Origin of the sequence: Paenibacillus sp. FSL R5-0810, from assembly GCF_038002285.1 — a bacterium.
GTDB lineage: Bacteria > Bacillota > Bacilli > Paenibacillales > Paenibacillaceae > Paenibacillus_AQ > Paenibacillus_AQ lactis.
In genome coordinates, this window is sequence record NZ_JBBOCF010000001.1 from 1,271,942 (window position 1) to 1,284,756 (window position 12,815).

At 53.1% G+C, this 12,815-nt stretch carries 9 protein-coding genes; 8 read left to right on the plus strand and 1 reads right to left on the minus strand.

Annotated features, from left to right (window positions below; translation table 11 throughout):
- Positions 1 to 67: 67 nt before the first annotated feature.
- The 6 genes from MKX76_RS05815 (at position 68) to MKX76_RS05840 (ending at position 9,636) form a co-directional block, all read left to right on the plus strand.
- Positions 68 to 838, plus strand: a complete 771-nt coding sequence (locus MKX76_RS05815; protein WP_007130177.1) for an alpha/beta hydrolase — start codon at positions 68 to 70, stop codon at positions 836 to 838.
- A 69-nt stretch (positions 839 to 907) separates the two neighbouring features.
- Positions 908 to 3,205: an ABC transporter ATP-binding protein gene (locus tag MKX76_RS05820; RefSeq protein ID WP_341033196.1), complete on the plus strand. Its 2,298-nt coding sequence runs from the start codon at positions 908 to 910 to the stop codon at positions 3,203 to 3,205.
- Positions 3,202 to 3,729, plus strand: coding sequence for a DUF1854 domain-containing protein (locus MKX76_RS05825; protein ID WP_341033197.1), 528 nt, complete (start codon positions 3,202 to 3,204; stop codon positions 3,727 to 3,729). Before MKX76_RS05820 ends, MKX76_RS05825 begins: the two co-directional genes overlap by 4 nt.
- Before the next feature lie 23 nt (positions 3,730 to 3,752).
- Positions 3,753 to 5,966, plus strand: a complete 2,214-nt coding sequence (locus tag MKX76_RS05830) for an ABC transporter ATP-binding protein (RefSeq protein ID WP_341033200.1) — start codon at positions 3,753 to 3,755, stop codon at positions 5,964 to 5,966.
- 114 nt (positions 5,967 to 6,080) lie between these two features.
- Entirely contained in the window at positions 6,081 to 7,892 is a 1,812-nt protein-coding gene (locus MKX76_RS05835) for a family 43 glycosylhydrolase (protein WP_341033202.1), read from the plus strand.
- Between the two features lie 349 nt (positions 7,893 to 8,241).
- A complete protein-coding gene (locus MKX76_RS05840) occupies positions 8,242 to 9,636 on the plus strand; it encodes an ABC transporter substrate-binding protein (protein WP_341033203.1) in 1,395 nt (464 codons plus the stop codon).
- An 89-nt stretch (positions 9,637 to 9,725) separates the two neighbouring features.
- Here the strand turns inward: MKX76_RS05840 and MKX76_RS05845 are convergent, their stop codons facing one another.
- Positions 9,726 to 10,508 (minus strand): AraC family transcriptional regulator, encoded by a 783-nt coding sequence (locus tag MKX76_RS05845; protein ID WP_341033204.1) that lies wholly within the window; start codon positions 10,506 to 10,508, stop codon positions 9,726 to 9,728.
- A 132-nt stretch (positions 10,509 to 10,640) separates the two neighbouring features.
- On the opposite strand from MKX76_RS05845, the gene MKX76_RS05850 reads away from it, so the two are divergent.
- The gene (locus MKX76_RS05850; protein WP_341033206.1) at positions 10,641 to 11,465 is read left to right on the plus strand and encodes a sugar phosphate isomerase/epimerase family protein; all 825 of its coding nucleotides are present in this window, start codon (positions 10,641 to 10,643) and stop codon (positions 11,463 to 11,465) included.
- 69 nt (positions 11,466 to 11,534) lie between these two features.
- Complete coding sequence (locus tag MKX76_RS05855) at positions 11,535 to 12,803, plus strand: glycoside hydrolase family 30 beta sandwich domain-containing protein (RefSeq protein ID WP_213615431.1); 1,269 nt, start codon at positions 11,535 to 11,537, stop codon at positions 12,801 to 12,803.
- Positions 12,804 to 12,815: the final 12 nt, after the last annotated feature.

Sequence of the window (12,815 nt, forward strand, 5' to 3'; positions counted from 1 at the left end):
CGCTCCATGGGTAAGCTTGATCGGACATCAAGCGGCGCTCAATAAAAAAGATGAAGGGGAGAGGAAGATGAAGGAGACGGCACCGGCTGGATACGACGTTCCGCGGGAGATCGCCAGGGGGAAAATCGAAACGGTGGAATATGCATCCGAAACGGTAGGCAATGATCGAAAGGCGATGATTTACACGCCTCCGGGATATGCGGAAGACAACGTGTACAACGTTCTTTATTTGCTGCATGGCATCGGAGGTGATGAATCGGAATGGCACCGTCATGGCGATCCGCAGACGATTCTAGATAATCTATATGCGGACGGGAAACTCGCGCCCATGGTCGTCGTGTTTCCAAATGGCCGTGCGATGCCGAATGATCGGGCGGAAGGGGACCTGTTTGCTCCGGACAAAATAAAAGCGTTCGAGACGTTCGAAATCGATCTGCTAAGCGATCTGATTCCCTTTATCGAGTCGCGATACTCGGTATCGACAGGCCGGGAAAACCGTGCGATTGCGGGGCTGTCCATGGGTGGGGGGCAATCCCTGAATATCGGCTTGAAGCATCTTGACCGCTTCGCATGGATTGGCGCTTTTTCCCCGGCTCCGAATACGAAATCTCCGGAGCAGCTCGTCCCGAATCCGGAAGAAACGTCGGCACGGCTCAAATTGCTGTGGCTGTCATGCGGCGACGAGGACAATCTGAAGCAGATAAGCGACCGGACGCACGCGTATTTGTCGGAGCATCGGGTTCCTCACGTTTGGTATGAGGAAAGCGGTGGACACGATTGGCCCGTATGGAAGAACGATTTGTATCATTTTTCCCAGCTCATTTTTAAAGATAACTGATGTTGAAGGAAGCCTTGCGCCATTTTGGCCGGGCTTTTTACTTTCAGCCAAAAACGAAAGGGTAAAATCATGACGTTATTGCCGAAGGACATTGTGTCCATTTTGGACCAAAACGGTATAAAAGCTGCTGATCTCCTGCACGGGATGGAGTGTGACCGGCTGCCGGACGGCGGTTTTTCAGAAAGCTATCTCGTATTGTCCCGAAAACACCTCCACATCTTTTGCGGCAGCGGCGTTACGAAGGAGAAGACGTTTTCGGGTTATGCAGCCGGCCGGCGCAAAGCTGCCGGCAAGCCGGAGCAAGAGGGTTCCGCCGATTGGGCTTGGGAACGCATTCCCCTCGAACGACTCGAAGCCTTGACCATCGTTAATCTGGTCGCTTCCGGCATGGTCGTTGCCAAGGAGAAGGAGGAGCGAGTGATCGGTGCATTCACAAACGGTCATATGAATCAGGCCGTCCGGTTTGCGCAAGCCTTCGATAAATTGAAGAACAACGAGCCGTTTGAAGCCTTCGAAATTGACGGAAAATCGGACGGGGCCTCATGCCCGACATGCGGATTGATGTACCCCGAAGAAGGCAGGCCATTCTGTCCGAAATGCATGAAGAGGCATGCGGTATTCGCACGTTTGCTGTCATTTGCAGGTAAGTATAGGCTGTCCATTTTTTTTATCGTGTTGTTTATGCTGCTGAACTCGGCGACCGGTCTCGTCATTCCTTATTTCCAGGGCACCGTGCTGTTTGACCAGGCGCTTGCCGGCAATGGCGCTTTTGCGGGGCGGATCGGTCTGGTCATCGTGATCATTCTCGCATTCCGAACGCTGTCGCTGTTGTTCGGCATCTTGTTCGGCACCATCATCGCAAAGCTGGCGGCAAAGGTTGCCTTCGATTTGAAAGCGGCGGTATTTACCTCGTTACAGCGGTTGTCGCTCGATTTTTTTATGCGAAGGCAGACCGGCCATCTTATGACTCGCGTGAACAACGATGCACAGGAATTGCAATATTTTTTCGTCGACGGGCTCTCCTACTTCATCGTGAATGCGATGAATATAATCGGCATCATTGCCGTGCTCCTGTGGATGGATTGGCGGCTTACGCTGATCTGCCTGCTGCCGATGCCGCTGGTCTTCTGGCTTGTCCGGACTGCGTTCCCGAAGCTGTGGCGCTTGTCATGGCGGAGGCACCGCAAGGTAAGCGCTCTGAATTCGATCATCAGCGATTCGGTTCGCGGCTCGCGAGTCGTCAAGGCATTCGGTAAAGAACAGGTAGAGATCGGCCGCTTTCAGCAGGCAAACGATGCATTCTCCGGAGCCGAGCAGCGCTTTAATAAATGGAGCGGAACCGTGTTTCCGATTCTCAATTTTCTAACGCAGGCGGGCGGAATATTGATCTGGGCGTTCGGCGGTTGGTACGTGATGCAAGGCCGGATGTCTTTTGGCTCAGTGCTTACGTTCGTCAACTATATGATGATGCTGTACGGGCCGATTCAGTTCATGAATAATATTATCGGCTGGTGGTCCAATTGCATGGCGGCTGCGCAGCGTATCTTCGAGATCCAGGACGCCGTACCTAGCGTAGCAGAGCGTCCCGGAGCCGTTTCATTAGTGATAATGAAAGGCGACATCGAGATCGACAACGTTTCGTTCGGCTATGAGCCGAACAAACCGATTTTGAAGCAGGTGTCCCTGCGCGCGAGACCCGGGCAAATGATCGGCGTCGTCGGCCATTCAGGGGCTGGGAAGTCGACGCTGGTCAATCTCGTGTCACGATTGTACGACGTAACCGCGGGAGAGATCCGGATCGACGGCGTCAATGTCAAGGAGCTTTCGGTTGCTTCACTGCGTCGTCATATCGGCATCGTCTCTCAGGATATCTATGTATTTACTGGCACCATCGCAGAAAATATCGCGTACGCCGATCCCGATTGCCAGATGGAGGACATTCTGCATGCGGCCAAAATCGCGAATGCGCATGATTTCATCCAAAAGTTGCCGGACGGCTACGATACGGAGATCGGCTCGGGCGGCTACAGCTTGTCCGGCGGGGAGAAGCAGCGGCTGTCGATCGCGCGGGCCGTGCTGCACAACCCGAAGGTGCTCATTCTCGACGAGGCAACCGCTTCGCTTGATACCGAGACGGAGCTGCAAATCCAGGAGGCGCTCGATTCGCTCGTCAAAGGACGGACGACGATCGCGATCGCCCACCGGCTGTCCACGCTAAGGCAAGCCGATTATCTGGTCGTGATGGACAAGGGCGCCGTCGTTGAAGCGGGCACGCATGACCAGCTGATGGCGAGAGAGGGCATCTATCGGGAGCTTGTTCGCAAACATGATGAAGCGCTTAAAATGAAAGGGGAAATCATCGCATGAGGATTGAAGAGCACCGGGGAATGGAACTGGCGGATGCCGCGGGCATCCGATATTTGACACCGAGCAATTCGGAATTTGCGGAGACGACGGGCCATCTGCTGTCCGTCTGGACCAAAGGCGAGGTGCACTCGCCGGTTTACGTTCATTGTTCCTTCCCGCATACGAACCAGCACTCTTTCTTGTCGATTCGAACGGCGGACAACAAGGAGATCGGTTTGATCCGCTATCTTGACGATTTTCCACAAAGCACGGCTTCTATCATTGAAAGGCAGCTGAAGATCCGTTATTTTACGCCGGAAATTACCAAGGTGATTGCCGTAAGCGAGGAGTTCGGCTATTCCTATTGGGAAGTTGAAACGACTGCCGGACGGTGCCGGTTCACGGTGCGGAACGGCAGCGGCAGCGTCAAGTTTGCAGCGGAGAACCGCCTGCTGATCATCGACGTCGACGGGAACCGGTTCGTCATCCCGCACGTGGATCAGCTTAGCGACAAGGAATACCGCATGATCGAAACGAGATTGTAGACGGCGGCAACGGAGGAATATCGATGAATTTAAACTTCACGCTTTCGGAGCAGAATTTCGCGGCAGCACGGCAAGTCATCGGAGAGGAGATCGACTATTGCGTCCCTGCCGACCTGTCGCTGGATGGGCGGCGGGTGGAGGGATACCTGGCGATCGGCAGCGGCAGGTGGGCGCATGTGCGGGATGGCCAAGTGCGGGATCACGGGAACATCGCGGACGCCTGCGATTATCATCTGGTGCCGTTCGTTGGCAATGCGGTGCTTGAAGCCACGGAGAACGGGACGAAACGAATCATCGTCAGGGTGACGATGCAGCATGCGTCCAGGTACGGCTATATCGCTCAAATCTTGAACGATATGGCCGCCAATCGCCCCGTCCGGATTTATCGTGACGAAGGGGATCCGGTTTGCGCGGCATGCGGAAGCGCGCTCGTCCCGGGTACGCGGGTGTGTCCCAGATGCATGAGCAAGGCAGCTGCATTCAAACGACTGCTTCTCACATCCAAAAGACACTGGCGAAGCTTGATGCTTGGACTAGGTGTCCTTATCGCTGCCTCGGCGTTGGCGATGGCCGGGCCTTACTTCCAGAAGCTGCTGGTCAACGCGGCGCTGCTCCCCCCTTCCGGACAAGAGGCCAGCGTAAGGGTATTTTGGCTTGCACTCCTTGGGATGCTGTTCACCATGGCTTTCGGGGAGCTGCTCGGCATTGCCAGAAACCGGATCATGGCCAGCGTCAGTACGGGCATTGCGGCCGACTTGCGCAAAACGGTGTTCGATCGGATTCAGAGCATGTCGCTCGGATTTTTGACGTCCCAGCGAGCGGGAGACCTGATGAACAGAGTGACGGCCGATACGGACCGCATCCGCCACTTGATTCAGGAAATGTGCACGACGGCCATCCACCAACTGCTCATCCTGATCGCTTCAGCGACGCTGCTTTTTTCGGCCGATTGGCGGCTGGCGCTGATCGTGCTGCTTCCGGCTCCATTCGTTGGTTATTTGCACTACTATATTTGGAGGCATGTCCTAAACAGGCTGTTTCACAAGCAGTGGCGCATCTCCGACAAGGCAAACTCGTTTCTTCACGATGTCCTCAGCGGCATTCGGGTCGTGAAGGCTTTCGGCCAGGAAGAGCGGGAGATTCGCAGATTCCGGACATATAACGGCGAATTCGCTGCTGCTGCGTTGAAAAGCGAGAAGTTGTACAGCATTTTATCGCCGATCTCGAATTATTTGATTCAGATCGGCCAATATCTCGTACTTCTGATCGGCTGCTACATGATTATCGGCCGGGAGATGAACGTAGGCGAGCTGATCCAGTTCAGCGCTTATGCCGCCATGATTTTCGGGCCGATTTCCTGGCTGATGTTCATGCCGCGCTGGATCGCGAATGCGGTCATTTCGATGCATCGCGTATTCTCGGTAATCGACGAGCAGCCGGAAGTCATGGATGCAAACAACGCGGTGGGCCACCGGATTCGGGGCTCGATCGAGTTCCGCGACGTTTTTTTTGGATATCGATCGTATGAGCCTGTTCTGAAGGAGATCAACCTCACCGTGAAGCCGGGGGAGATGATCGGACTCGTCGGCCATTCCGGATCGGGCAAATCGACGACGATCAATCTGATTTCCCGTTTCTATGATGTAAACGAAGGGGAGATTCGGATTGACGGCATCGATATCCGGAAGATTCGGCAGGAGGATTTGCGCTCGCAAATCGGGGTCGTGCTTCAGGAGACGTTCCTGTTCAGCGGGACGATCGCGGAGAATATTCAGTACTCGAAGCCGGGCGCGAAGCCGGAAGAGGTTATCGAGGCGGCCAAAATCGCCAACGCGCACGATTTTATCATCAGCTTGCCTGACGGTTACGACACTAGGCTGGAAGAGAACGGGAACAATCTGTCGGGAGGCGAGCGTCAGCGGATCGCCATCGCGAGGGCCGTGCTGAACGATCCGCGAATCCTCATTCTGGACGAGGCGACGGCTTCGCTTGATATCGAGACGGAAGCGGCCATCCAGGAGGCACTGAGACGGGCGACGAAGAATCGCACGACGATCGCTATCGCGCATCGTCTCTCTACGCTGCGAAATGCCGACCGGCTTATCGTCCTTGACAAGGGGCGGATCGCCGAAATCGGCACGCATCGCGAATTGATGAAGAAGCAGGGAATTTACTACAATCTGATCTCCGCCCAGCGCGGCATGTCCCGCAAGAGCGATCCTTCCGCGGTGGTATAACGCCGCCAACACAAGGGTTGCAGTGCATTGCAATGAATTTGTGCAGGTAATCTGGATGCTCATCTTAGGAGAAAGCTTGAAATACAATATCCGTTAGGAGGGAAGGAGCAGCGTATGGAAAATGAAATTCACAGCGTTCTCTGCTATACGAGAGAACCGCTTGAACCGGAAATCTATTCCCCGAAGCTTGCATACAGCATGCATCTCGCTTACACCGATGACGGGATGATTTATCGGGAGCTTAATCATAACTCGGGGGTACTGTTCGCTAAAGCCGCCGAGCTCTCAAACGGCACGCTGTCCGCCAAGAGTTTGAAGAATCCGTACCTGTTCCACATGGCTGACGGAAACTTTGGCGTACTGGCCATTCGGACGGAAGCGGACGGTTCTCCCGATCAGCAAAGCAAGGGCTCGGTGCTTTTGTTCACTTCCCCGGACTTGCTGCAGTATCGGGAGCTCGGTCTGTTGAACCTAACGAACGGGCTTCATGTACAAGATATCATGTGCGAATATGAACATGCTTCTCGAAGGTATATCCTACGTTGGCGTGAAGAAGACGGAAGGTATTATCAAAGGGAAATGGCGGACGTGACATGCCCGAACGACGCTGCCAAGCCGAAGCCGTGCGAAGCTTTCACACTAAGCCCAAGACGCGTCGCCATTGAAGGAGCAGTGGCCCGCAATGCGATACGTGTACCGCGAGGCGTGGCTCAGAGGCTGATTCATAAGCTTACGGTACCGGTTCATGTGCGTAATGAACTGCCGGAGCGCGTTACGGTTTCGTCCAAAGAACAGTTGCAAGCCGTTAAAGTGACGGCGATATACAGTGACGGCACAACCGCGATCAAGCCGATTGAGTGGGATGCGTCCGAAATCGATTGGAGCCGTCCCGGAACTTATCGCATTTCAGGAAGCATTCGGCAGGATCGCTATACATTTCCGATGGCGACGAACCGTGCCGACCCATGCATTGCGCAGTGGGACGGAAGGTATTATTTTGTCGCGACCAATGATGCCGACGGCAACCATACGATATCGATCCGGGAGTCGGATTCCATCATCGGTCTGGCCTCGGCAGAAGAAACCAAAATCCTGGATACAGGCATGTATGATCATCTGAAGCGATTTCTGTGGGCTCCTGAACTTCATGGCATCGGCGGCGAGCTGTATATTTTTCTTGCCGGCAGCAGCGGCGAGTTCAAAGACATTCAATCGCATGTTATGCGGTTAAAGAAGGGCGGCAATCCGAGAACTGCTGCGGATTGGGGGACGCCGATCCGGGTCGCCAGGCATGACGGAAGCCCGCTGTTTCAAGCCGGCATAACGCTGGACATGACCGTATTAGAGCGGAAAGGCCGTTTATATGTGCTCTGGGCGCAAAGGGAATTGGTACCGCATGACCTGGGCTCGTGGATCTATATCGCCGAGGCGGATCCGAGGAAACCGTGGAGACTGATATCGGAGCCTGTCCTGCTGTCCAAGCCCGAATACGGCTGGGCGAACAATCAAACGTTCGTGGAGGAAGGGCCCTTTGCACTCATGACAGACCGGAAGATCTTCGTGACGATATCCGGTGCTCTGGTCGATGCCACGTATTGCGTCGGCATGCTCAGCGTCAATTCTGACGCTGATTTGCTTGACCCGAACCAATGGACGAAGCGAAATTACCCGCTGCTAACCTCAAGAAGCATGCCGGGCGAATACGGACCGGGACACAATTCTTATGTGAAGGACGAGGAAGGAACGATCTGGAGCGTATATCACGCTCGTCCAGGCATCGGAGAGCCTCGCTGCTCGGGTCTCCGTCGCGTGCATTTCGACGTTGACGGTGAACCGATGCTGGGCTTGACGGAAGAGAAGGACCTGGATCCAGCGCTTGCGTCCGTATACCTGGATGTGCTGGTGGAAGCATTGGCGGAAGGCTGACGGAACAACAACTTTTCTGTGTGCGAATTGACAAGAACATGAAGAACAAAAGAAGCGCCGTGTTCCCGTGTGCGGGTACGCAGCGCTTCTTTTGCATTTTGACGACGTGAACCCGAGGTTAATCCTTTCCAATGATGGATTCAGATCGGGCACACCGTATAGCCGACGCTCATGCGCTTTCCACTTTCCGGCCCTTTGCGTTGCCCAGAGCATCAACACTTTTAGTAATTACAAATCGTGTTTAGTTTCTCTATGGTTCGTTTTCGCAAGCAGTTATATGATCTTGGTGAGCATCAAAATGAAAGCGCTGCATATTCATGCAGCCAAAAATTAAGGGGGGAATTAACGCATGTGGATGCGTAAGATCAGTCTGCTGTTCTGCAGCCTGATTCTGGTGATCATGACGGCATGCAGCAGCGGCTCGGGCGGCGACGCGAAGACAGTCCAGCCCGGCAAAGCGGAAGAGGCCGTCAACGCGCCTGCGGAAGCGACAAACGAGCAGCCGACAAACGAATCAAGCAGCGAGGAAGAATTAACCGGCACGCCGGAAATGGAATTTGATATGGGAGGCCGAACCATCAAATGGGTGTCCTGGTATGATGAATCGATTCAGGAAGACAATCCTGACAACATTAAACGGAAACGTAACTTGGAAGAGCTGATGAAAAAACATAATTTTAAAATGGAATACGTGATCGTGGATTTCGGCGAGTACCAGGATAAGGTGACAGCCTCGCTGGTGGCGGGCGAACCGATCGGCGACATTATCCGGGTAGCGAGGCCATGGATGATTCCGACGCTGGTCAATCAAGGTCTGTTCGCGCCGGTGGATGAATACACGAAGAACGAGAAGGTATTCATCCAGCAGTACACGAACGAGTACTCCCAATACGAAGGAAGGGGCTACGGGTTCAGGACGGGCATCAACGGCGCGTCATCCGGCATTTTCTATAACCGCACGTTAATGAATCAATTGGGCATGAAGCCATTGCAGGAATACGTCAACGAGGACAACTGGAACTGGGATACGTTCATTCAGGTCGCGAAAGAAGCGAACAAAGATTCCAATAACGACGGCAAATTGGATATTTGGGGGCTTGCATCCGCTTCCTTGCTGGTTCCCGCAATGGCCTCGAACGAAGCGAATCTGGTCATTCTAGATAAGCAAGGTCTTGAGGATCCCAAAACCTTGGAGGTGCTGAACTTCTTGTCGCGCCTCGCAACCGAGTCGGTTGGGAGACCAACGGAAGGGGGAGACTGGACCGAGCCGGGCCAATTTTTCCGCCAAGGCAACACATTGATGGTTGCAGGCAGCGATTATGAAATGGAAAACTTCAAGCAGGACATGCCGGATTACGATATCGGATTTCTCCCATTTCCGAAAGGGCCAAGCGCATCAAGCTACCATTCGCATAATACGATCCCGAATTACCTGACGATTCCAAGCGCCGTGGAGCATCCCGAACGTCTGGTTTATATTTACGAGAAAATCAACGATATCGACTCGATCTACGACTATCCGAAACAATCTACGCTGGAGACTTTATTCAGCAACGAGGACGATATTCAGAATGCCAAGCTGGCCGGTGAGAGCATTAAAGTGATCGATACCGAGAGCGGATACCCATCGATGCCTTATTACGAATTTATAGGGGAAATCATGGAAGGCATCCCGGTATCGACGGTCGTCGAGAAATATAAAGGGCCGTTCCAGGCAGCGATTGATGCGGTTTGGAAAAAGTAAACGTGGTCTCAATTGGAATCACAGCCAGTACTCCCGTCATTTTGAAGGGATGAGTCAGGTACGGCGCTACAGATGGAAGCGATTCCAAGTCAATGCTTCTTAATGGCAGACGGTGGATAGCCTTTCGCTTCCTTGAACACTTTGCTGAAATAGGAAAGATCTTGAAAGCCGCAGGATTCGGCGGCTTCCGTCACGGTAACGCCGCCGGCCATCAGCATGATCTCAGCGTTATTCACGCGTACCCGCTGCAGGTATTCCTTGTAGGTCGAACCGGTATTCTTTTTGAATAGTTTCCCTAAATAAACGGGATGGAGGTTGAACTGCTCGGCGAAGTCGTTAAACGACAAGTCTTCCGCATAGTGTTCTTCGATGATGGCGGTCAGCTTCTTGATCCGCGGGTCCATATGCATGATCGTTTGGCGATGCATGCCGTGAAGCAGCCGGTGGAGAATGAGTTCGAACAATGCACGGGCATGGATCATATAAAACGGTTGTTTATTCATCCACACGTGGTTGAACTCCCGGATGTAGGCAAGTATCTCCTTGGTGATCAATTTCTTCGTTACGACGCCAAACGGAAGCCGGATATGATTGTGCGGTTCGGCCCAGAAAAAATTGAAAGGATACGCATGCATGGGAGATTCCTTGCACGTATGGGCTTCCCGTACGCTTCCACCCGGAACGTACACCAGATCGCCCGCCTCAACTGCAAATTTTTTGCCGTCAATGTAGTAGTTTGCCCGGCCATCAACGACGAACGTCAAATCGTGAAACCCGATCCGGGCCTTCTGTATTCTCCAATCCGGATAACATTTGCGGTCCACGAACAGAAAAATATTCGGTACGAGATGTGGGTGATATTCAAGCTCCATGCGGATATCGCCTCCTTTTTAAACAAATTGTAATGTCCACATGAACATTTACAACCTGTGGTTGGATGGTCATTTCCCAATGTATCGCCGCTTGATCATGTGAAATCATCCATTAAGAAAGGGAAGGGTCCAATGATTACGTTAACCGGATTTGCAGACGAGATATCCCCGGATTTGGATGTTCAGCTGGATGTCCTGGAATCCGAAAGCATCCGTTATCTTGAGCTTCGAGGCGTTTGGGGCAAAAATGTGCTGCAGCTGACGGAAGAGGAAGCGTTGACCGTGAAAGAACGATTAGCGGAGCGGAAGGTCGGAGTCTCCTCGATCGGCTCGCCGATCGGGAAAATCCAAATCACCGACGACTTTGAAACCCATCTCGAGGACGCTCGGCGCGCCGTACGTCTAGCTAAGTTTTTCCAGGCGCCTTTTGTACGCGTGTTCTCCTTTTACATTCCGGACGGGGACTACGAGAAGCATCGGCCTGAAGTGATACGGCGCATGCAACGACTCGCTCAATTGGCTGAACGCGAAGGCGTGGTCCTGCTTCATGAGAATGAAAGCCATATTTATGGAGACACCGGCGAGCGATGTTTGGATCTGCTCCAAACGGTTTCATCCTTCCATTTGCGGGCAGCCTTTGATCCGGCGAATTTCGTGCAGTGCGGCGTGAAGCCCTTCAATGAGGCCTATCCACTGGTAGGCGGGTATGCGTCGTATATTCATGTGAAAGACGCCATCATGGGGAAGGGGACCGTCGTACCGGCAGGCGATGGCGACGGTGAGCTCCGCGAGCTCATTCATGAGCTCAGCCGCAGGCGATTTTCAGGGTTTATGTCGTTGGAGCCGCATCTGCGCGCCGCCGGAAAATTCGAGGGATTCACGAATCCGGAGCTTTTCGTTGTGGCATCCAAAGCGATAAAGCGATTGTTAGAGGAGCAAGCAATGGAATGGAATTGACCGGCTGAATATTTATTCAACGCGTGACCTTGGTTTGAGGAGCCAAAAAAATTCGAGAGGAGCAGTCTCATGAGTTTACGGTTTAAGAAATACTTATGCGTATGTTTGTCTCTTGCCATCGCTTTGTCCATTCTGGTTGCACCTGGCAATATTGCCGCAGCCAGCGATGCCGTCATCAATGTTTCCTCGGAGAAGCAAGTGATTCGCGGATTCGGAGGCATCAACCACCCGGCATGGATCGGCGATTTGACGGCAGCACAGAGAGATACCGCATTCGGAAACGGGGCGAATCAGTTAGGTTTCTCAATATTAAGAATCTACGTGCATGAAGACCGAAATCAGTGGCATCGTGAGCTGGAGACGGCCAAACGGGCCATTGCCCTTGGAGCCATCGTATTTGCTTCCCCTTGGAATCCGCCGGCCGATATGGTCGAGACCTTCAACCACAACGGCGATACGTCGGCAAAGCGGCTTCGTTACGACAAGTATGCCGCGTATGCCCAGCATCTTAACGATTTCGTGACGTATATGAGAAACAATGGCGTCGATCTGTATGCGATATCCGTCCAAAACGAGCCCGATTATGCACATGACTGGACGTGGTGGACACCGCAGGAAATGCTTCGGTTTATGAAAGAAAATGCCGGATCGATCAACACGAGAGTCATCGCGCCGGAATCGTTCCAGTATCTGAAAAATATGTCGGATCCGATTTTGAATGATCCCCAGGCGCTTGCCAATATGGATATTCTCGGCGCTCATCTGTACGGGACCCCGATTAGCAATTTCGCTTATCCGCTATTCAAACAAAAAGGAGCGGGAAAAGATCTCTGGATGACGGAGGTATACTACCCGAACAGCGACAACAACTCGGCGGATCGCTGGCCTGAAGCCCTTGACGTGTCCTATCACATCCACAATGCGCTGGTAGAAGGCGATTTTCAAGCCTACGTGTGGTGGTATATCCGCAGATCTTACGGTCCGATGAAGGAGGACGGCACGATCAGCAAACGCGGCTACAATATGGCTCATTTCTCCAAATTTGTCCGCCCCGGCTATGTCAGGGTGGATGCCACGAAAAATCCTGAATCCAACGTTTACGTATCAGCCTATAAAGGTGACAACAAAATCGTTATCGTTGCGATTAACCGGAGCAGCGCCGGGGTCAATCAGAACTTTGTGCTGCAAAACGGATCGGTTTCGCAGGTATCAAGGTGGATCACGAGCGGCAGCAGCAATCTTCAACCCGGTACGACTCTCAATGTAACGGGGAGCAACTTCTGGGCCCATCTTCCCGCGCAGAGCGTTACGACCTTTGTAGGCGAACTCGGGCGGTAATCTATCGTCCAC

Bases quoted from the DNA above. Each gene is read 5' to 3' on its own strand.
- MKX76_RS05850 (WP_341033206.1), top strand. From the start codon at position 10,641: ATGATTACGTTAACCGGATTTGCAGACGAGATATCCCCGGATTTGGAT.
- MKX76_RS05840 (WP_341033203.1), top strand. From the start codon at position 8,242: ATGTGGATGCGTAAGATCAGTCTGCTGTTCTGCAGCCTGATTCTGGTG.
- MKX76_RS05845 (WP_341033204.1), bottom strand. From the start codon at position 10,508: ATGGAGCTTGAATATCACCCACATCTCGTACCGAATATTTTTCTGTTC.
- MKX76_RS05830 (WP_341033200.1), top strand. From the start codon at position 3,753: ATGAATTTAAACTTCACGCTTTCGGAGCAGAATTTCGCGGCAGCACGG.
- MKX76_RS05815 (WP_007130177.1), top strand. From the start codon at position 68: ATGAAGGAGACGGCACCGGCTGGATACGACGTTCCGCGGGAGATCGCC.
- MKX76_RS05855 (WP_213615431.1), top strand. From the start codon at position 11,535: ATGAGTTTACGGTTTAAGAAATACTTATGCGTATGTTTGTCTCTTGCC.
- MKX76_RS05835 (WP_341033202.1), top strand. From the start codon at position 6,081: ATGGAAAATGAAATTCACAGCGTTCTCTGCTATACGAGAGAACCGCTT.
- MKX76_RS05825 (WP_341033197.1), top strand. From the start codon at position 3,202: ATGAGGATTGAAGAGCACCGGGGAATGGAACTGGCGGATGCCGCGGGC.
- MKX76_RS05820 (WP_341033196.1), top strand. From the start codon at position 908: ATGACGTTATTGCCGAAGGACATTGTGTCCATTTTGGACCAAAACGGT.